Genomic DNA, 19,412 nt, shown 5'->3' with positions numbered 1-19,412 from the left:
CAGCCAGTCATCCACCCTCTGCAGTTCATCCACGTTTCACCGTCCACATTTCTTCGGGTTCGTCCGGCTCCGGCACCGCTTCAACGCTTGACACGCTGCCGTCAGTGCTGACCAGCACGCGCTCCGTCAGTTGCAGGTTCAGGCTGATATCGCACACATCGTTGCGCAGAATATCCACTTCAAAGGTGAACAGTTTTTCGCGCAGCTCCGGGTTATTGATAGCATCCGGCTGGTTGTCACTTAGCCACAGCAGCACAGGAGCCATCAGCAGATTCTGGTCGCCGCTGAAATCCTCGATCACCACGTTCAGGGTGTAGCGGTATTCCCATGACATAGAGCTGGCACCGGTTGCCACCAGTGAGCCGTTATCAACGAAAAGGTGCAGCTTGTCCGGGTTGTCGCGGACATAAGCAATCGCTTTATTCAGGGCGCTGCGTAAGGACTGCGGTTTGTTCACTGTCTCGCTCCTGACACGCAATAATCGTGTCCACTTTGTCTGCACAGACCGCCCAGGCGGCCTCGGTTTCATCCAGCACCGCGTTCAGATCGCCGTTACTGCGCGGCGCTGACCTTTCCAGACGGCACTGCGTCACTCTGGGACAGCCACTCACGGTAAGCTGCACCTCCGGCGAGGGCCGGACGCTCCCGCAGCCGGATAATGTCAGCAGGCAAAGGAGTATCAGCCCAGCGGCGCAAATCCTCATTTTCACGTTTCAGTTCCTCGATCCGGTGCTGGCGGCTGCGCAGAAGTGCGGTGGTCTGTTCCGCTGCCGCATAAAGCCGCGCCTGCTCCCGGCTGTTGGTTTCGGTCAGAATGGACAGGCCGATCAGTTGGCTGTTTTTCTTCGTCAGCTCCTGCGTTTTGCTTTTCAGCGCCGCGCCCTGCGTCTCGATAGTGTGGCTGGCATTGTTAAGCCGCCACGACTGCCAGCCCAGCGCCGCAAGTGCCAGCGCCAGCACTACCGCCAGCGCACGCATCAGGCCGCCATCGGCTCATGAAGCGGCGCGCGGGCAATCTGATACAGAACCAGCGTCAGCAGGTAAAACACCAGGGTGATCACCCATCCAGAAAACGCCAGGCACAGAACAATAAGCAGCCTGATTACCCATGTACGCACGGGTTTTACGGGGTGCGCCCTGAATTTCAGCAATGCCGCCCTGACCTCATCGCGCGCCCGATCTCCGGCGAACCACCCTACAGCGCACAGCGCAGCAAGCAGCCAGGCGAGGAAGCATGACACCCAGACAGACGCACCAACCAGAACCGGCGCAACGCTGCGAGGATACAGCAGGCTGATAACCAACAGCGCAGCCCATGCCAGCTGGAAAAAAACGCTCATGACTTTCTTTTTCATTCCGTTATGCTCCTTTTAAGCACCAGGCCATTTCCCGCGCGCGGCGGTTGTCCAGCCCCTGATTAAACACACCTTTGACATATACCCAGCGCGGCAGTTGATGGCAGGCATCCGCCCAGCGCCGCTGGTTCAGCAACTTAACCAGCGTGGAGTTGCAGGCGTTGCCGGTGCCCACGTTGAAAGCAAACGACACCACCGCGTCATAGACCTTTTGCGGCACCGGCTGCACCACACATTTTTCCAGCGCCCGCTCCACGCGCAGCACATTGGTGATAAGTCCCTGCGCCGCCTGCCGTTCCGTGATAGTTTTGCCCGGCACCACACCGGACGTATTGCCGATCCCGTCGGTCCACACGCCCGCGCTGCACTGATAAGGCTGCAGGCGGCATCCCTCGTAATCGGCGATCAGTTTCAGCCCCTCAACGGAGGTATGAAGCGACTGGAAACCGGGCAGCGTGGCGGCGATAGCCAGCACCGCCCCGACAAGGCAGCGCTTAACGATTGAAGGATTCATATTCCCCCCGCGAAATTTTGCCGCCACGTAACAATTTGAAAGACTGGTGTTTGTAGTACCAGTTGATAGCCAGCATCAGCACACCAATCAGTACGCCGCCAACCGTTGACGCATCCTTGAGCGACAGATCGCCCAGCCATGCCAGCAGCACGGCGATGCAGTAAGTGATAAAGGCGCTGATTCGTTCAAGCGTCATAATTCAGTCCCATAGCTGGACGGTCTGCGCCGTGGTTGACGCCGTAATGTCCGGCAGCTCCACCTGCAGCCCGTGCGGTAAAAATGGGCCGTACTCAGCCAGCCCCGGATTTGCCTGCAGAACCTGCTCAGTGACACCCTGCGTGCGCCCGTAATGACGCCAGCAAAGCGCGTCCACCGTGTCATACTGATGCGCACGCACTTTCATCAGATAAGCTCCACCGTACAGTGCGGTGCATCCTGCACCCGGCTGATAGCCCATCGGGCATCACGCCACAGATCGCCGCTGGCCTCCGACAGCTCCTCCCCTCGCTTCACGCCTGACGCCGTGGCGTCATAGTCCTGATAACGCTCATTGAGCACGGCGCGCGCCCAGCAAAAAACGGCGTTGTGGTAGTGCCGGATACGCTCGCTTTTGCCGTCCAGCATTTCTGCGGGAACCTCAGCAAGTGTCCGCCAGCCCAGCATCTGCTGACGCTTGCGGAAGTCGTACAGCTCAGCGTTAACCTCAGAAATTGCCGTCAACACGACCTGCTTTAAACGTGGCGGCGTCACCGTGCCATCAGTACGCATCACACTGCGAAATTCCGACAGGTCCACATCAGGCCAGAACGGCGTATTTTTGATGACCTCCGCCTGTTCCGGTGCCTGTTCGGGCGCAACAAACTTCATGCGGCTTTCTCCTGAATAAGTGGGCGGTGGACGGGGTTTTGATGTGGCAGTGCCTTTCGCCACCCCGTGCCGCCCGTGCGCGGGGCACGTTCTTTAGCGGCTGTCATTGCGCAGTCTGCGCTCCAGCTGCTGCTTTTCTTTTTTCACACCGCAGCGGGGATCGAGCTGCAGCGCATGGGTAAGATGATTCAGGGCAGATGCCGGGTTGCTTTCGCTCAGTACAGCGCCGATGGCTTTATGCAGACGCGCCCGCGACTGGTCCGGCATATCCAGATCGGTTGTCAGGTCCAGCGTCTGTAAAAGCAGATCGGCATCAAAACCTGCTGCGGCTAGCAGAGCGCCTTGCGCCGCGTCTGCCATTTCTTCTGCCAGCACGGTCTGCACGTTACGGTTGCCCAGCGGCATCACCCAGCCATGGCGCAGCGCATGACGCCCGATTTCCAGCGCACCGGCATAATCACCGGCATCGATACGCCACAGCATCACGTACATCAGCACGTCATCCTGCTGCGCACCTCCGGCAGCCAGCACGCCCTCCGCCCAGGCGGAATATTTCGGCAGCAGCTCCACCTTGATTTCCGCCTTTTTCACCGTGGACTGGACGCCCTTGAGGCGGCGGCGATCTTCTGCCAGTTGCAGCAGCATCAGGTCATACCCCGACGCATGGCGAACACTGCCGCCCTCACGGGCGGCCTGTTCGGCCTGAATGCGCAGGCGGTGTTGCCGTGCGGGACTCAGGCTCATGCGTTACTCTCCGTTTCCTGTTTCTGCTGCAGGCGGGGTGAAATCACCGATTTCGATGTTTTCCACCAGTGCCGCACAACGGTAGTCCTCGACCACATACGCCTCGTTGACGGATTCAAAGTTTTCAATCCGGTCGCGTTTCGGGTTGTCGATAACTGAACGGCGGCGGGTGTCTTCCTGCCAGTAGATGGACAGGTTATCCAGACGGGTGATCAGCAGGGCATTTGCCGGGAAGAAAGGCGCGCGCACAGCCTGCAGGCCGCCCATGCGTTTCTGGCTGATGATCAGATCGGCGGCGATTTTCTCGCTGTTGTCCTGCTCTTTGTTGACCAGCGGGAAATACTTGTCAGACAGCAGTTCACGTCCGCAGACAACAACCAGCTCGTCATCATCCTGATACTCCACATCGATCAGCTCGTTGACGGTATCCATCACCACCGCGTCAAGATTTACATACTTACCACCCGGACCTACTTTTACTGGTTCTGCAGTAGTGGTGCCGTCTTCTGCGGTTTTGCTGCCCATGACGTGATCCGGCGCGTCTTCGCGGATTTTCTGCAGCCAGCCTTTATTGACGTCCTGCAGCAGCGGGTTTTCAGCACGGTTGGAGGTTTTGGCGCGCTTCACGCCGTTAAAGCCGATCATGATGCGGTCCAGCGCCTGACGCTTGACGATGGCGTTGCGAATACGCACCTGGAAGTCCTGGAATTTCGCCCACATGTCCAGTTTTGCGTAGGTCAGCACCGTATCAAAGTTGGTCTGCTCGCATTTGTATTCCACGTCTTCCATCAGCGTCGGATCGGTAGGCTCGCGCTCTTTGGTGGTGGTATCGGTGGTTCCGGCAATGGTGCTGCCCACGCCCAGCCCCAGCAACTGACCGGACTGCTCAGTGACCGGCGTGATGTTAATCAGCGTCAGGAAAGCGGCGGACTGCTGGATCTGGTCTTCCAGCGTCTGCTGCACGGACGGCTCCACGGTAAACTTGCTGGACAGTTCTTCAACTTCCACACCGTTCAGGCGCGCCAGTTGCTGCAGGTAAGCGTTAAAGGCAAAGCGGGTTTTCTTTTTCATCGGGTTTCATGCTCCATCAGCAATTGGTCAGGGTGCCTGCCGGTGCGTCACCGCCCGGCGCGCGCTGGCGGTAATCTTTGCGGCTGTCTTCACGGCTCAGCTGCTGCTGTAACTCGGCAAAGGCGGTCTGCTGCTCCTGCAGGGAGGACTCCAGCTCAGAAAGGCGCTGGTCCTGATCGGACAGGGATTTGTCAGTGCGCTCGCTCAGGATCTGCTGCTCAGTAGCGACCAGCTCCACGGCTTTATGCACATCAGAGAATCGCGCATCGTCGGCCTGCTCTTTTTTGGTGAACAGCGCGGTGACGCGGGCAAAGAGGGACGGCTTTTCGTCCTGGGCTTCTTCCAGTTCAATCAGCGTTTCAACCGCTTCCGAAAACAGGTTTTCAGGGTTCAGCTTACGGTTTGCCAGCGGGTTATGTGCTGCACTGGCGCTGAAAGCCAGCATTTCGGTGCCCAGGCTCGCCGGATCGTCCGTCGCACCCAGCCCCACAAGATAGGCTTTGCCGGTGTCGGCAAACTTCGTGCTGACCTCCATGGAGGTGAAAAGCTTCTGGCCTTTCTTCACCAGTTCCACCAGGGCGTCCGTGGGTTCGATATCGGCATAAAGCGCCATCTTGCCCGCCAGCGGGCCGTCCTGGATTTCTTCAGCAACCAGCCCCGTCACCCTGCCGTAGCGGTTAAAGGTGCTGTCCGGCAGATAAGACTTGATGTGCTCAAGGTTAATCAGCGCGGTATAGACCGTCGGGTTGTAGCTGGCAGCCATCTGTACCAGCCATTCACGCTGGATCTCGCGCCCGTCAGTGGTGGCACCTTCCACCCCGATACGGAAACGCTTTGCTTTCACTGTCATGAGCCGTGCTCCGTTAAAAATAACTTACTGGAGCCTTATGTTTGCGGTGATGGGGGGAGTGAGACAACGCGCTGTATTTGTACGGTAAACCACACAAACCGCAGCCGGGGAAAGCCTCCATCCAAGGCCGTATGTTTGGGCCATGAACACGACACTGACCCCCGCAGACCTCGATCCCCGTCGGCAGGCCATGCTGCTGTACTTTCAGGGATACCGCGTAGCCCGCATTGCTGAAATGCTGGGCGAGAAAGTTGCAACCGTTCACAGCTGGAAGAAGCGCGACAAGTGGGGCGACTATGGGCCGCTGGATCAGATGCAGCTCACCACCGCCGCACGTTACTGCCAGCTCATTATGAAGGAGCAGAAAGAAGGGAAAGACTTCAAGGAAATTGACCTGCTGGCGCGCCAGTCAGAGCGCCACGCCCGGATCGGTAAATTTAACGATGGCGGCAACGAAGCAGACTTAAACCCGAAAGTTGCCAACCGTAACAAAGGGCCGCGCCGCCAGCCCGAAAAGAATGTTTTCACCGATGAACAGACCGAAAAGCTGGAAGAAATCTTCCGCAACGGCATGTTTGAATATCAGCGCCACTGGTGGCAGGCAGGCGTAAAACACCGCATTCGCAACCTGCTTAAATCACGTCAGATTGGGGCAACATACTTTTTTGCCCGCGAAGCGCTGATTGATGCCATCACCACCGGGCGCAACCAGATCTTCCTCTCAGCCAGTAAGGCGCAGGCGCACGTCTTTAAGCAGTACATCATCGACTTTGCAAAAGAGGTGGATGTTGAGCTGAAAGGCGACCCGATGACGCTCAGCAACGGCGCGTGCCTGTACTTCCTCGGCACCAACGCCCGCACGGCGCAGAGCTACCACGGCAATCTGTACCTTGATGAATATTTCTGGATACCGAAATTCCAGGAGCTGCGCAAGGTTGCCTCCGGTATGGCCATTCACAAGAAATGGCGACAAACCTACTTCTCCACGCCGTCCAGCCTGACCCACAGTGCCTATCCGTTCTGGTCCGGCGCGCTGTTTAACCGGGGCCGTGCCAAAGTGGACAAGGTGGATATTGACCTGACCCACAGCAACCTTGCGCGCGGCCTGCTCTGCCCTGACGGACAGTACCGCCAGATCGTCACCGTGGAGGATGCGGTGCGCGGCGGCTGTAACCTGTTCGACCTCGACCAGCTGCGCATGGAGTACAGCCCGGACGAATACCAGAACCTGCTGATGTGCGAATTTATTGACGATCTGGCGTCAGTATTCCCGCTCAGCGAACTGCAGGCGTGCATGGTGGACAGCTGGGAAGTCTGGACCGATTTTCAGGCTCTGGCGCTGCGCCCGTTTGGCTGGCGCGAAGTCTGGATCGGATACGACCCGGCGAAAGGCACGCAGAACGGTGACAGCGCCGGGTGCGTGGTGGTGGCACCGCCAACCGTGCCGGGCGGCAAGTTCCGCATTCTGGAGCGACACCAGTGGCGCGGGATGGACTTCCGCGCCCAGGCTGACGCCATTAAAAAACTGACGCAGCAGTACAACGTGACCTATATCGGCATCGACTCGACCGGCGTCGGTCACGGTGTCTACGAGAACGTGAAAGCGTTCTTTCCTGCCGTGCGCGAGTTTGTCTACAACCCCAACGTCAAAAACGCCCTGGTGCTCAAGGCCTACGACATCATCAGCCACCGCCGTCTGGAGTTTGACGCCGGACACACTGACATTGCGCAGTCCTTTATGGCTATCCGCCGGGCCACCACCGCCAGCGGCAACCGCCCTACCTACGAAGCCAGCCGCAGCGAAGAAGCCAGCCACGCAGATTTGGCCTGGGCAACGATGCACGCACTGTTTAACGAACCGCTGCAGGGCGAATCCGCCAATACCAGCAATATTGTGGAGATTTTTTGATGAGTGAACCCGAAGCCTTAACCAGCCCAACGCCAACAGAAGCTACGGCGCCTAAAAACGCAGGCGTAACTGCCGAGGCTTTCAGCTTTGGTGACCCGATCCCGGTGCTGGATCGCCGCGAGCTGCTGGACTATGTGGAATGCGTACAGATGGACAGATGGTATGAGCCGCCAGTAAGCTTTGACGGGCTGGCGCGAACCTACCGCGCCGCTGTGCATCACAGCTCACCGATAGCGGTTAAACGTGACATTCTCAGCAGTACGTACATCCCGCACCGCCTACTCAGCCAGCAGGCTTTTGCCCGTTTCGTCCAGGATTATCTGGTGTTCGGTAACGCCTATCTGGAAAAGCGCACCAACCGGCTTGGCGGCGTTCTCTCACTGGAGCCAGCACTGGCGAAGTACACACGCCGTGGCGTGGACCTCGACACCTACTGGTTTGTGCAGTACGGCCTGACCACGCAGCCCTATGAATTTACACAGGGCAACATTTTTCACCTGATGGAGCCGGATATTAACCAGGAGATTTACGGGCTGCCCGGCTATCTCTCCGCCATTCCGTCAACCTTGCTCAACGAGTCCGCCACGCTGTTCCGCCGGAAGTATTACATCAACGGCAGCCACGCGGGTTTCATCATGTACATGACCGACGCAGCACAGAACCAGGAGGATGTGAACAATATCCGCCAGGCAATGAAAAGCGCCAAAGGACCTGGTAACTTCCGTAACCTGTTTATGTATTCACCCAACGGTAAAAAGGACGGCATCCAGATCATCCCGTTATCGGAGGTTGCTGCAAAGGATGAGTTTCTGAACATCAAGAACGTCAGCCGCGATGACATGATGGCAGCGCACCGCGTACCGCCGCAGATGATGGGTATTATTCCCAACAATACCGGCGGCTTTGGTGATGTGGAAAAGGCCAGCCGTGTCTTTGTTCGCAACGAGCTGATGCCGCTGCAGAAGCGACTGCAGGAGCTTAACGACTGGCTGGGCGAAGAAGTGATCCGCTTTGAGCCTTACGACCTGGGTTTAAAAAGCAAGCGCAACTAACCTACTTCAGCACCATTTCAAAGAGATGCCCATTCACAGCGCCCCAGCAGCATTCTGCGGGGCGCTTCTTTTTTGCTGCTGCTCCCTTTCCCTTAGAGATTGAATCCGCCAGCGTGCCTGATATTGTGCCGGATTTTCACCATTTCACCCCATTGCGCGCGCTCGTATCCCCGCCACGCCTGCCCGCTTTATGTAGTGGTTTTCATGCACCGGCATGAGACAGGCAAAAGCCCGCCAGTTCTGGCGGGCCTCAGCATAAACGATCCTTAAACGATCATGCGTTTTCATGCGGCATAGTCATGCACTACGACGAAATCAGTCAAACAGAGAATAATTTGCATCAAATTCATGACTTGTGGCTTCGACTTTCGTAATAACTATCAAGTAACCAAGTCCATCAGATAAAGACACCGGATACTCCAGCTCAAGCCAGAAACAGTCATCATAAGTTCTTCCCATCCAGTATCCGCCGCCGCACTCTTTTGGGCGTTGAAAGAAAACCCACTGACCTGGAATGATTGTTTCTAGCGTTTGACCGCGATATACAATTTGATACTTGTTGTCTTTAGACCCCATAGCTAACGCCTCGCATAGCTCGTTGTTCAACCTTGCGAGCGCCAGAACTACGTTCTGCCTCTCACAACGTTATCTAATGTAACCAGCTGTCGTCCTCCCAGACCTGCTGCATTATTTCCATCACTCGCTTTTTGTCTTCATCCAGTTTTAACCCGCTCAGTTCAACACCATTGGCACTGCCCTTACGGATACGAATTGCTGTTTTGGGATACAGAGGGCGCAAATTACGGTAAAGCTCGGATTCAAGGGCTTCCAGTGTGGCCTGGCTAATCTTCTGCTCTTTATCGATCATTATTTCAATGCGCATACAGATTCCCTTTAACTGGTAACGTCCATTGACCGGCTGTATTCATGGCTGCGAATTTTCGCCATCAACTCGTCTGTCAGTTCGGACACCCACTGGATAGCCAGCCGCTTTTCTTCGTCGCTGCACTCACTAGCCGCTACAAGCTTGATAAAAAAATCAATACGCTGGAGCTTCAATGACTCCAAAAGATAGTCCTGCATCTTCCCTCCTATCATTACACGGATACACAAATACTGTATATATACCCACTGTTTATATAAACAGTATAGTAGGAAAGAAAAAATGTAAAACTCTTTTTTGTCAGTTAATTGGATGTACTGACGCTAGTCAATAAAGCACGAAATGTTAAACAGCATCCTTAGTACCATTGACGCCATTTGTCATCTTCCTGCAGCCTCTGGTTACGGTAAAAAATACGTAAACCGGCACCGGATGGAATGCTGCCGCCACGCAGAAGCAAATCAATCTCAGATGCACTACCTTCAAACCCTCTGGCAGTCAGTTCTGCCTCAAGCTGCAGGCGCTGCTGCTCCGAAATACTCTGTATGTATGCTTTTTTCCGCTTCGGTTTTACCAGTCTCAACCTGGCTGTCAGCTCCCGCCGTTCCTTCTGGCCCATGTTGTGGAGATATTCCTGCAGCGCCTTCTCATCCATGGTTTTAATATCGGGTAAATCACCCCCTGATTTGTTCAGATTTTCAACAGGGGGACAGTTATTGCCACGAGTCCAAGGGGCGCAAGCGCCCTGGTCGGCTGCCGCCTCCTGAACGTCAACGGCCTTACGAACCTTTTTCCACTTCATCGCGTGCGTGCAAATCTTGCCCTCTGCAATCGGGGACCAGATGCCATAGATACGGATACCGTGATCGCCGTAGGCGCTCGGTTCGTCGTTAAGCTCATAAGCAGTGCGGACAAGGTGATGTTTGCGGGGAACCAGTACACCGCCCTGCTTCATGATGTAGGTGGCAAAGCAACCCGCATCTGCAGCCGCCAGTACCGCATCCAGACGTGGATTATCCAGTACAGGCGCCCCCGCTTTGCGTTCGCCCTGTACTCTCGCCGCCTGACCAGCCAGCAAGCGCAGCTCGCGGTATGCCTGGCGCCCCGGAATACCAAAGAAACGAAATTGCTGGACACGGTGCAGTGACGCCCAGGCGCTGACATGCTCGGCGCTGTCACGCAGTGATCTGCCGGTTTCTTTGCTGATTTCTTTAGCCAGCCCACGCCCGTCGATGTTCTTACTGATGTATTTGGCGATGTAGCTTGTCGGTGTGCCCTTGCGCGGGTTGATTAGCTCGGACTTGAAGCGCGGTCCGGTATTGGTGCCCAGCTCCTCGCGGTCTTCACGGATGGCAAACTTACGCAGCAGCGCGGTGATGGAACGACGGTCTTTTTTGCGCATAAAGCACAGAAGATGCCAGTGCACAGTGCCGTCATGGTGCGGCTCTGCAACGCGGACGCCGTACCAGCGCAGCCCTGCTTTGTGCATGGCCTTGCGGAAAGCGGCGAATGTATCAACCAGATAGTCACTGCTCTGCCGGACCGTGGCGCTGGTCCATTTCGGATTAGGTCTGCCGTTGTTGAGGGTTGCGTGGAAGCGTGACGGGCAGGTGATGGTATAGAACACGGCGCAGTCTCCGCGCATTTCCGCGATCAGCTCCAGCCCTTTAACACAGGCCATCATTTCATTACGGCGGTGCGCCGGGTTGCTGTTGCTGGCGTTCACCACATCTTCCATATCCAGCGTGTCACCGTCTTCGTTGACCAGTTCATGCGAGCGGAAGAACTCCAGCGATTTGCGGCGCTGCTCGCGTTTGTGGATCACGGCTTCATAGCTGACATACGGGGACGCTTTCTTGTTGACCAGGCAGACGGCGCGCAGCTGCTCCTCCCGCCACTCGCAGCGCATCTGCCACAATTTGCGATACCACCAGTCCGCGCACAGCATGCGCGCCAGCGACGGTGGGATCAGTTCATAAGGCACCGGCTTGCGGCGGCGCTTTTTGCGGCGCAACTGCTCAAAGGCAGGCGGGATGACCTCAAGGCGCATGGCTTCTGCAGCAACCCTTTCCCATGCCTGGCGGATTTCTTCTGGTTTAACATCGTCACTGACAAACAGATCACCGCAGGCCGCATCAAGACACATGCTCATATGTGCCGCAACCAGCGTGGAAAGGCGCTTGACCTGCTCCTGATTCATTTCAGGCAGTACCAGCAGCCCCTCCAGCCCGTCCTGGCTCGCCATGAACCGGAAAGACGCAGACACCTGGCTGTCACGCACGCGCTCCAGCCGCTCCAGACAAGGCCTGATTGTTTCGCGCAGATAGCGGGAATAAGCTTTAGCCCTGCCCAGGCTATGGAAGTATTTAATCCGCTCCAGCAAAGGCTTGCTGATATGGGCAGGCATGGCGCTAACATCGGCAATAATCACCAAATCGGGATTAACGCGCTGCTGTTCGCGGGCCATTTTGGCATGGCTAATCAGCCGATCCTGCTCCATTTCACGCTGGACAGGATCGCGGGATTCATTGAAGAAATAACGTTCCCAAACCTTATCACTCAGCGCCTCACGGCGCAGATGCTCCTGCTCGTTATCCGCAGCGTACAGAGTGATGAGGTTTGAAAGCGCAGACTCCGGCGCAACTTCCGCCGGGTCCAGATAGGGGTTAACCGCTTTTTTTGGGGTATTCCATGGAAAGGCTGCGGCGGCCTCATTCGAGCCGCCGGCCGCCACCATTTCGAAGCTGGTCAACTTCACAGTCCAGCCCCCATCATGTAAGACTTGATGAATACTACTGCCGCCTCTGCGTTTAAGGCGTTTCCGTAGGTTCGAATTCGTCCCACTCTGGAGGCAGCCCCATTAACCAAAGGCTCAAGGCCGGATTTAACTGGCCTCCATTTTCCATCTGTGCATTTGAGCCAGTCAGCATCTTTCCAGAAGCCGTTAACCGGACCGGGCCTGCAATCTGTGCCACCACATCCAGACGATCTGTCGATATTTTCCCGTTGCGAATCCTCCCCCCAGGATATCCCCCCTTGTGGTCGCTGGCTGTTGGCGTAGGCCAGCCAGCCATTTTTACCTGTTGCGCAAGGCTGCTGCCGGACATGCCCGCGGTAATCCCCCGCCCTCCCCGCCTGCTGTCGCTGGCGCTCGGAGTTGTCCAGCCCGAAAGCTGCGCAGCTGTCTGCAAGTTCAATCCTCCCTGACGGCCCGCGTTGCTGGGATGCTTCCAGGCATTCGCTGTGGGTGTGGGCCACCCAATAAGTTCTGTCCCGGATGTTCGGGGCACCGACGCTCGCAGCCGGAAACGCACTCGCCCCGAAGGCATAACCCAGGGCTTCCACGTCAGTCTGTACAAGGTCGATCCAGTCATTTGCGTCAGCACTTGCAGATTGCTCGCCAAAGACAACGACAGGGCGACGCTGCCCGACCAGCCAATGCATGGCGGGCCATAAGTGCCGCTCGTCAGCAAATCCTTTTCCTTTGCCTGCCGCGCTGAAAGGCTGGCATGGGCAGGAACCTGTCCAGACTTCTCTGCTGTCTTCCCAGCCCACACGGCGCAGGGCATATGACCAAATGCCAACCCCTGCAAAGAAATGGACCTGAGCAAATCCTCGTAAATCATCGGGTCTGACATCTTCAATACTCCTTTCATCTACAACACCCGGCATAATGCGACCGGCAGCCATGTGTACACGCAGCCGCGCAGCTGCAAACGGGTCTATCTCGTTGTAATAAGCCCACGCACTCACGCCCGCACCTCATACTTAACGCAGCAATCAGGAGCGCCAGCAGGGTCAAAACCAATCCAGTGATGAGGTTTAGAAGTAGCGATGATTTCCACGGCGGACTTACCATCACCGGCAGCCACACCCATGCTGCGCTTTGCCGTCAGCTGATAGCGGGAGAAATTGCGATAGAGAGAACGGGTCAGGGACGTGTCGCTGTTGGACACGATAACCGGATGACCTTCTGATGACCGGCGCTCAAGAATAGACGCCAGATGATACTGGTCGTCCTCTGTAAAACCGGCAGTGTGATAACCGCTAAATGTGCCATCGTATGGCGGATCACAATAAACAACATCACCAGCCTGCAGCAGCGCCAGTGTTTCCTCAAAACTGGCACAAATAAACATTGCACGTTTAGCTTTCACGGCAAAAGCGCGTATTTCGTTTTCGGGGAAGTACGGCTTTTTATAATGTCCGTATGGATTGTTATATTCACCCTTCTGGTTATAACGGCAAAGGCCACGATAGCCATGGCGATTTAAATATAGAAAATATGCTGCTTTTTCTACTTCATTAGAAATTGAGTAATTGAAATGCTGGCGGACACGGTAATACTGAACATCCGAATTAAAATCTTTAAATAACTCCCTAGCTATCTGAATGACAGCCTCATGGTCTTTCTGAATCATCAGATAAAGATTAATCAAATCAGGATTAATATCTGCGACAAGATAATGAGGATAATCTGTCGCCATCATCACAGCACAGGAACCCGCGAAAGGTTCAACCAGTCGCGGGCCTGCTGGAAGGTGTTTTTTCAGTTCCGCCATGATAGCGGCTTTATTACCCGCCCATTTCAGGATAGTGCTCATACAGCCCCCCCTACGTAATGTTTGCCTTTCAGCTCCGTAATCTCCTGACAAGTGACACAGCACTGCACGCCCGGAATAGCGCGGCGACGTTCTGGCGGGATCGGTGCCTCACAATCAATGCAAAGCACACGGGAAACGCCTGGCGTTCTGTTGCGGGCGGTGTGGATGTGGCGCTGACGTTCTTCTTCAACGCGCTGCTGTACAAGGTCCATTGAATCAGCCATCAGTGGATCTCCTGCGCTTCGTTTTGAATGTTTTCAGCCGCAATACGCAGCAGCTCCGCCGTTTCAACGTGATTAAGCTGGCGTGACGTGATATGGCAAGCCAGGCTATCAAGACGGGCTGCCATTGCCGCAGCACGTGCACGGCGTTCTTCCAAGCGCGCATCAGTCAGCATCTGGTTAAGGCCAGCATCATCTGGTCCTGTTTTGGTGATTCGGGTTTCAATATTTCGCATTGTTGTTTCTCCTGAATTTGGGCAATAAGAAGCCCGGCGGGTTTACGCCTTTAATTTCGGTTGTGGGTTAATTCGGCATGGCTAGCCGATTTGGAAATAAACTCACCACTGTACGGAAATGGTTCATTGCTTTAATCAGCTCCCGCTTTTCGTCAGTCGTCAGCTCACTAACATTGACGCTATGACGTTCCGCCGGAATCTTTGCCATAAAGAATATTGCGGCTAGTGCGCGTTTATTCTGCTCATGGTTAATATCCCGTTGGTCCCGCATATCGCTAATAAAGCGCTCCAGTTCTGAATCAATATTTAAGCCAAACACTTTCGCCCTTAATTCCGCGATGTGGTTTAACCCATTAAAGCGGAGGCCAGCGCTTAGCGGAACAGTCGCAGCATCGCCTTCAATAGCCATGGTTTCCCCTGCTTTTTAGTGGACAGCTCAGCCAGCAGCGCATCCTGAGAGCGGCATGGATGCCAGCGCTTGCCATCCTTCCCCATAATCCAGCCATGACCGCAGTGCATTGCAGGACTTTGCTTAACGAGCAGTGATGCAAAAGATGGTTCTTTAGTCAGCATAACCACCTCAGATCAGACCGAACGAAGCGCCGAGGCCCGTCACGGTATCTACCGCGCTTGCCATCGCCGGGTTAGCCTGCAAACGCGCCTGCAATGAAACAGCGGTGAGTGCCATCAAACGAGTGACAGAGTTGATGCTGTCGATAACCTGGCGCCGGCTGGCGGTGGTTTGTAGCTCACCAGAAACTGCGCTGGCAGCAACCCGGCCAATCTCTGCTGTTGCATTCAGCACGTAATGCGGCATTTTCTCGCTTGCCACTTCATTTATTGGGACACAAGACAGGCAATGAATCTGCGCCAGAAAACCGTCAACCAGAGTTGAGTCCTCAGTAAGATCGGTAAGTAACCAGATTTCCGGCGCGGTAAGCTGGTGAGGTTGCTCCGGGTTTAGCTTGTTGCGCAGGGTTTGGACATTCATGCCAGCGCGTTCTGCCAACTTCGCCATGTTATGACGTAAGGCAAAGGCACGGCAGGCATCATCGAAATGCGGGTGTTTGGAAACTCGATAGTCAAACATAGCAAGAGACTCCGATGTATCTCAAAATGGAACTAACTAATAGCGACATTGCAATCAGAAAGCGCATCAACAGTAAGCGCGACGATGTTAATCATCACTTTCTCGCGCTTCTTGTCCTTACGCAGACGGTGGCGAGGCAAACGACCATCAGCGAGCATGTCGTTAATGGTGTCTACAGGCAGTCCTGTTAGCTCGCTGTAGCGTTCAATTGTGACGTGCGGTGTATTCAGAGTGATTGAAATGTTAGGGGTCATGATGCAACATCTCCTATTGGCTTGTGGTGAGCCGGTAGTAATCGTGACAAGTCCCCAAATGGGAACGAAATTGATACTAGGATCGCATAAGAGATATGTCAACATCAAAGTACCCAAATGAGATCAAAATAAATCCCAATCAGGGTGGCAAGGCTGCGATTGAGCGACTGGTCGAGGCATATGGATTTACAACTCGGCAGGCCCTTGCTGACCACTTAGGAGTGTCAAAAAGCACATTGGCTAATAGATACCTGCGAGATACCTTCCCCGCAGATTGGATAATTCAATGTGCCCTGGAAACAGGCACTTCGCTCAATTGGTTGACCACCGGGCAAGGTCTTAAGCTAAGTTCTCAAACAGCAACCACTGAAGAGCTCGTGAAGTTTCGTCTGGTTGCGGGAAAAATGGTTGAAGATGGCTCATGTGTATTTGACGCGTCATTTCTTCCCGCGAAGCTTTCTGCACCGATTGTTGTTCTGGACGGACCTACTACATACATCTGTGAGCAAAAATTTGCAGAAGTGCTTGATGGGTACTGGTTGATCAACATTGATGGAACTTATTCCATTAGGCTCATCACCAGGCTGCCTAAGAGCATGATTAAAATTTCTACTGTAGATAATAGTTTTGAATGTGCTTTTTCAGATATAGAAATTATCGCATATGTGAGAAGCACAACTGTTTCAAATTGATAGAATAAAAGGACTTAGAAATGGATTTATTTCTTATAATAGTATTATTTTTAGCATTATCCTCGCCCGTCTTGGCTATTATCTTGTACAAAATAGCCAAGAAAAATAAGTTAACCGTCACAAACTTATCATTAGAGAATGATAACTTAAAAAAAGAAAGAGACTCTCTAACAAATCAATTGATCGAGTCCGATAAAAAAATAGCTCAAGCTATACGTGAGCACTCTGAGTTAGAAGGAAGAGCTGCCCCCCTATGGCAATATGCAGAATTACACAGCGCGGTACAGGATGCAGAGAAAAAGATTAAGACAGCCGACTCTATAGCTAAACAGAAAATAGAAGCAGCTCAAATAATGGCAGCTAAAACAGTAAACGAAGCACATAATCAAGCTCAGCTCACAATAAGCAATGCAAATAGCGAAGCAATAGCTATCACCAAAGACGCTCGCGATGCACGCTTGAAAGCCAAAGAACGCCTTGATAATGCAAACAGTAAAGCGAATGAACTGATCTCAAATGCTAATGATAATGCAGTAAAAATAATTTCAAATGCTGAAGAAAGGGCAAAGGAGATTGCTGGGTCAGCTTATGAAGCGAAAGAATTTGCAGAAAGATATGAATCCGTTGCCAAATCTATGAAGAATAAAATTGATGGCTATGGGGATGAATGGATAATTCCTAATCGCAGTGTACTTGATGAGTTGGCGGAAAATTATGAGTTTACAGATGCAGGTAAGGAGTTGAAAAAAGCTAGAGAATTAACAGATTCATTAATAAGAACTAATAAAGCAGCCTCGTGTGATTATGTTGAACAGAATAGACGCACTACTGCAATCAACTTTGTTTTGGATGCTTTCAATGGAAAAGTAGACACTATTCTATCAAAAATAAAACATAACAACTTCGGTAAACTATCCCAGGAAATAAAAGATGCCTTTCAGCTAGTTAATTATAACGGTTCTGCATTTAGGTCGGCTAAAATAAGTGACATATATCTTCAAGCACGACTTAATGAACTAAAATGGGGTGTTGCAGTTAATGAAATTATGCTTGAAGAGAAAGAAGAACAAAGAAGAATTAAAGAACAACTTCGCGAAGAGGAAAGAGCTCGCAGAGAGTATGAAAAAGCAATAAAAGAAGCTGAAAAAGAAGAAAAAGCCATTCAGCAGGCCATTGATAAGGCGACCAAAGAATTAATGCTCGCTGGAGAAGAGCAACGCTTAGTTCTCGAACAGAAATTGGCTGAATTACAAGCTAAATATGAAGAGGCTGAAGCCAAAAACCAGCGAGCTATTTCAATGGCACAGCAAACACGCTCAGGCCATGTTTATGTTATTAGTAACATCGGTTCCTTCGGCGAAAATGTATATAAAATTGGGATGACACGCCGCCTTGAGCCATTGGATCGCATTCGTGAACTTGGCGATGCCAGTGTGCCATTCTCATTCGATGTACATGCAATGATCTACAGTGATGATGCTCCATCATTAGAAAACCACTTGCATAAAGTATTTAACGACAAGCAATTGAACAAGGTTAACTCACGCAAAGAGTTCTTCAATGTTGGCATAAAGGATATTAAGTCTACTATTGAAAACATGAACATTAATGCACATTGGACAATGTTTGCAGAAGCTAAAGAGTATAGAGAGTCTTTAGCCATTGAGAATGCGCGCAACGCAGTAACAGAAGAAAACGAAGAACTAATCGTTGCATAGCATGTATGATTTACGTTAATCATACATTGACCACTGGTTGAATATACAGTTAAATTTAGCCCTCAGACATGAGGGCTTTTTTATGGCAGTACGTAAACTCGACACCGGAAAATGGATTTGTGAATGCTACCCTGCCGGACGCAGCGGGCGTCGTGTGCGTAAACAGTTCGCTACCAAAGGCGAAGCATTAGCTTTTGAGCGTCACACGATGGATGAGGCAGAAGCTAAGCCTTGGCTGGGTGAATCGGTAGACCGTCGAACTCTGAAAGACGTGGTTGAACTCTGGTTCAAACTGCACGGCAAATCCCTGACAGCTGGCGAGCATGTTTACGACAAATTGGTCCTGATGGTCGATGCACTCGGAAACCCTCTCGCAACCGATCTCAGTTCCAAATTGTTCGCGCACTACCGCGATAAACGCCTTACAGGGGAAATCTACTTTAGCGACAAGTGGAAGAAAGGTGCCAGCCCGGTAACTATCAACCTTGAGCAAAGCTACCTTAGCGGCGTTTTTAGCGAGCTGGCCCGACTAGGTGAATGGACAGCGCCCAACCCGCTGGAGAACATGCGCAAATTTACCATCGCAGAAAAGGAGATGGCCTGGCTGACGCATGAACAAATTACTGAGCTTTTGTACGACTGCAACCGCCAAAGCCCCCTGCTCGCTCTGGTCGTTAAAATCTGTCTGAGCACCGGAGCACGCTGGCGCGAGGCAGTGAACCTCACTCGCTCTCAAGTTACAAAGTATCGAATCACGTTCGTCAGGACCAAAGGCAAAAAAAACCGCAGCATTCCTATCAGCAAAGAGTTGTATGAGGAAATCATTGCCCTGGACGGCTTCAAGTTCTTTACTGACTGCTACTTTCAGTTTTTATCTGTGATGGATAAAACTTCCATCGTGCTTCCTCGCGGGCAGCTTACCCACGTTCTGCGCCACACGTTTGCAGCACACTTTATGATGTCAGGTGGGAACATCCTTGCCCTCCAGAAAATCCTGGGTCACCACGACATAAAAATGACCATGCGCTATGCTCATCTTGCGCCTGACCACCTTGAAACCGCCCTGCGCTTTAACCCGTTGGCTACGTTGCCAAGTGGCGACAAAGTGGCGGCAGCGGCTGGCAATACCCCGTAATCGTCACTTCTCATCACCAAACTAACTTATTGATTATCTTGCAACTCATTGTTTTCACTAACCCATTTACATAAATGGGTTTTTTGTTGCCTGAAATTTACTACTGAAAAAATCAATCACGTACACCAACACCAACACCAACACCAACACCAACACCAACACCAACACCAACACCAACACCAACACCAACACCAACACCAACACCAACACCAACACC

28 protein-coding genes are annotated in these 19,412 nt (G+C 53.0%); 5 read left to right on the top strand and 23 right to left on the bottom strand.

Annotated features, from left to right (window positions below; genetic code table 11):
* Positions 1-25 precede the first annotated feature (25 nt).
* From SK34_RS14945 to SK34_RS14900, 11 genes are all read right to left on the bottom strand, one after another.
* Positions 26-457 carry a phage tail protein gene (locus SK34_RS14945; RefSeq protein WP_048233352.1) on the bottom strand — a complete coding sequence of 144 codons (432 nt, stop codon included), beginning with the start codon at positions 455-457 and terminating at the stop codon, positions 26-28.
* Positions 420-665 (bottom strand): Rz1-like lysis system protein LysC, encoded by a 246-nt coding sequence (gene lysC / locus SK34_RS24975; RefSeq protein ID WP_072600794.1) that lies wholly within the window; start codon positions 663-665, stop codon positions 420-422. Before lysC ends, SK34_RS14945 begins: the two co-directional genes overlap by 38 nt.
* Positions 553-981, bottom strand: coding sequence for an Rz-like lysis system protein LysB (gene lysB, locus SK34_RS14940; protein ID WP_162926034.1), 429 nt, complete (start codon positions 979-981; stop codon positions 553-555). Before lysB ends, lysC begins: the two co-directional genes overlap by 113 nt.
* Positions 978-1,355: a DNZ54_00345 family protein gene (locus SK34_RS14935; RefSeq protein WP_001528673.1), complete on the bottom strand. Its 378-nt coding sequence runs from the start codon at positions 1,353-1,355 to the stop codon at positions 978-980. The genes lysB and SK34_RS14935 overlap by 4 nt, the downstream gene beginning before the upstream one ends.
* A gap of 4 nt (positions 1,356-1,359) precedes the next feature.
* Positions 1,360-1,869, bottom strand: coding sequence for a lysozyme (locus tag SK34_RS14930; protein ID WP_048233351.1), 510 nt, complete (start codon positions 1,867-1,869; stop codon positions 1,360-1,362).
* Complete coding sequence (locus tag SK34_RS14925; protein WP_000171565.1) at positions 1,850-2,065, bottom strand: HP1 family phage holin; 216 nt, start codon at positions 2,063-2,065, stop codon at positions 1,850-1,852. The genes SK34_RS14930 and SK34_RS14925 overlap by 20 nt, the downstream gene beginning before the upstream one ends.
* A 3-nt stretch (positions 2,066-2,068) precedes the next feature.
* Positions 2,069-2,272, bottom strand: coding sequence for a tail protein X (locus SK34_RS14920; protein WP_000868184.1), 204 nt, complete (start codon positions 2,270-2,272; stop codon positions 2,069-2,071).
* Positions 2,272-2,736, bottom strand: a complete 465-nt coding sequence (locus SK34_RS14915) for a head completion/stabilization protein (RefSeq protein WP_048233350.1) — start codon at positions 2,734-2,736, stop codon at positions 2,272-2,274. Before SK34_RS14915 ends, SK34_RS14920 begins: the two co-directional genes overlap by 1 nt.
* A 93-nt stretch (positions 2,737-2,829) precedes the next feature.
* Complete coding sequence (gene gpM / locus SK34_RS14910) at positions 2,830-3,480, bottom strand: phage terminase small subunit (RefSeq protein WP_000059172.1); 651 nt, start codon at positions 3,478-3,480, stop codon at positions 2,830-2,832.
* 3 nt (positions 3,481-3,483) lie between these two features.
* Positions 3,484-4,551 carry a phage major capsid protein, P2 family gene (locus tag SK34_RS14905; RefSeq protein WP_048233349.1) on the bottom strand — a complete coding sequence of 356 codons (1,068 nt, stop codon included), beginning with the start codon at positions 4,549-4,551 and terminating at the stop codon, positions 3,484-3,486.
* Positions 4,552-4,567: 16 nt separating this feature from the next.
* Entirely contained in the window at positions 4,568-5,401 is an 834-nt protein-coding gene (locus tag SK34_RS14900; protein ID WP_048233347.1) for a GPO family capsid scaffolding protein, read from the bottom strand.
* Positions 5,402-5,543: 142 nt separating this feature from the next.
* Between SK34_RS14900 and SK34_RS14895 the strand changes: the two genes are divergently transcribed.
* Together SK34_RS14895 and SK34_RS14890 are read left to right on the top strand one after the other, a co-directional pair.
* Positions 5,544-7,310 (top strand): terminase ATPase subunit family protein, encoded by a 1,767-nt coding sequence (locus SK34_RS14895; RefSeq protein ID WP_048233346.1) that lies wholly within the window; start codon positions 5,544-5,546, stop codon positions 7,308-7,310.
* Positions 7,310-8,362, top strand: coding sequence for a phage portal protein (locus SK34_RS14890; protein WP_001528593.1), 1,053 nt, complete (start codon positions 7,310-7,312; stop codon positions 8,360-8,362). Before SK34_RS14895 ends, SK34_RS14890 begins: the two co-directional genes overlap by 1 nt.
* A 315-nt stretch (positions 8,363-8,677) precedes the next feature.
* On the opposite strand, the gene SK34_RS14885 is transcribed toward SK34_RS14890, so the two are convergent.
* The 12 genes from SK34_RS14885 to SK34_RS14835 all read right to left on the bottom strand — a co-directional run bounded on the left by SK34_RS14885 (position 8,678) and on the right by SK34_RS14835 (position 15,650).
* Positions 8,678-8,938, bottom strand: coding sequence for a hypothetical protein (locus SK34_RS14885; RefSeq protein WP_019077493.1), 261 nt, complete (start codon positions 8,936-8,938; stop codon positions 8,678-8,680).
* A 73-nt stretch (positions 8,939-9,011) separates the two neighbouring features.
* On the bottom strand, positions 9,012-9,245 hold the full coding sequence (locus SK34_RS14880; RefSeq protein WP_019077494.1) for a DinI family protein: 234 nt from the start codon (positions 9,243-9,245) through the stop codon (positions 9,012-9,014).
* An 11-nt stretch (positions 9,246-9,256) separates the two neighbouring features.
* Positions 9,257-9,445 (bottom strand): hypothetical protein, encoded by a 189-nt coding sequence (locus SK34_RS14875; protein WP_001154444.1) that lies wholly within the window; start codon positions 9,443-9,445, stop codon positions 9,257-9,259.
* 158 nt (positions 9,446-9,603) lie between these two features.
* Positions 9,604-11,982, bottom strand: coding sequence for a replication endonuclease (locus tag SK34_RS14870; protein WP_048233830.1), 2,379 nt, complete (start codon positions 11,980-11,982; stop codon positions 9,604-9,606).
* A 17-nt stretch (positions 11,983-11,999) separates the two neighbouring features.
* Entirely contained in the window at positions 12,000-12,998 is a 999-nt protein-coding gene (locus SK34_RS14865) for a DNA cytosine methyltransferase (protein WP_048233343.1), read from the bottom strand.
* Positions 12,995-13,849, bottom strand: a complete 855-nt coding sequence (locus SK34_RS14860) for a DNA adenine methylase (protein WP_048233341.1) — start codon at positions 13,847-13,849, stop codon at positions 12,995-12,997. Before SK34_RS14860 ends, SK34_RS14865 begins: the two co-directional genes overlap by 4 nt.
* Positions 13,846-14,073 carry a TraR/DksA family transcriptional regulator gene (locus tag SK34_RS14855; RefSeq protein ID WP_048233339.1) on the bottom strand — a complete coding sequence of 76 codons (228 nt, stop codon included), beginning with the start codon at positions 14,071-14,073 and terminating at the stop codon, positions 13,846-13,848. The genes SK34_RS14860 and SK34_RS14855 overlap by 4 nt, the downstream gene beginning before the upstream one ends.
* Positions 14,073-14,306, bottom strand: a complete 234-nt coding sequence (locus SK34_RS14850; RefSeq protein WP_048233337.1) for a DUF2732 family protein — start codon at positions 14,304-14,306, stop codon at positions 14,073-14,075. The genes SK34_RS14855 and SK34_RS14850 overlap by 1 nt, the downstream gene beginning before the upstream one ends.
* A 67-nt stretch (positions 14,307-14,373) precedes the next feature.
* Positions 14,374-14,715, bottom strand: coding sequence for a DUF5347 family protein (locus tag SK34_RS14845; RefSeq protein ID WP_048233336.1), 342 nt, complete (start codon positions 14,713-14,715; stop codon positions 14,374-14,376).
* Entirely contained in the window at positions 14,679-14,879 is a 201-nt protein-coding gene (locus SK34_RS23955; RefSeq protein ID WP_000956168.1) for a phage filamentation protein Fil family protein, read from the bottom strand. Before SK34_RS23955 ends, SK34_RS14845 begins: the two co-directional genes overlap by 37 nt.
* Before the next feature lie 7 nt (positions 14,880-14,886).
* Positions 14,887-15,396 (bottom strand): phage regulatory CII family protein, encoded by a 510-nt coding sequence (locus SK34_RS14840; RefSeq protein ID WP_048233334.1) that lies wholly within the window; start codon positions 15,394-15,396, stop codon positions 14,887-14,889.
* A 32-nt stretch (positions 15,397-15,428) separates the two neighbouring features.
* Positions 15,429-15,650, bottom strand: coding sequence for a regulator for prophage (locus tag SK34_RS14835; protein ID WP_004201303.1), 222 nt, complete (start codon positions 15,648-15,650; stop codon positions 15,429-15,431).
* Positions 15,651-15,745: 95 nt separating this feature from the next.
* Here SK34_RS14835 and SK34_RS14830 point away from each other — a divergent pair, with 95 nt between their 5' ends.
* The 3 genes from SK34_RS14830 to SK34_RS25125 all read left to right on the top strand — a co-directional run bounded on the left by SK34_RS14830 (position 15,746) and on the right by SK34_RS25125 (position 19,195).
* Positions 15,746-16,342 carry a phage repressor protein CI gene (locus tag SK34_RS14830; RefSeq protein WP_048233330.1) on the top strand — a complete coding sequence of 199 codons (597 nt, stop codon included), beginning with the start codon at positions 15,746-15,748 and terminating at the stop codon, positions 16,340-16,342.
* 20 nt (positions 16,343-16,362) lie between these two features.
* Complete coding sequence (locus tag SK34_RS14825) at positions 16,363-18,060, top strand: SNIPE associated domain-containing protein (protein WP_048233329.1); 1,698 nt, start codon at positions 16,363-16,365, stop codon at positions 18,058-18,060.
* Between the two features lie 82 nt (positions 18,061-18,142).
* Positions 18,143-19,195: a phage integrase gene (locus SK34_RS25125; protein ID WP_048233327.1), complete on the top strand. Its 1,053-nt coding sequence runs from the start codon at positions 18,143-18,145 to the stop codon at positions 19,193-19,195.
* Positions 19,196-19,412: the final 217 nt, after the last annotated feature.

This window comes from Citrobacter sp. MGH104 (genome assembly GCF_001034485.1).
In the GTDB taxonomy this organism is placed as follows: domain Bacteria; phylum Pseudomonadota; class Gammaproteobacteria; order Enterobacterales; family Enterobacteriaceae; genus Citrobacter; species Citrobacter freundii.
Note: the sequence above shows the minus strand (reverse complement) of the source record. Positions and strands in the feature narration are given on the sequence as shown.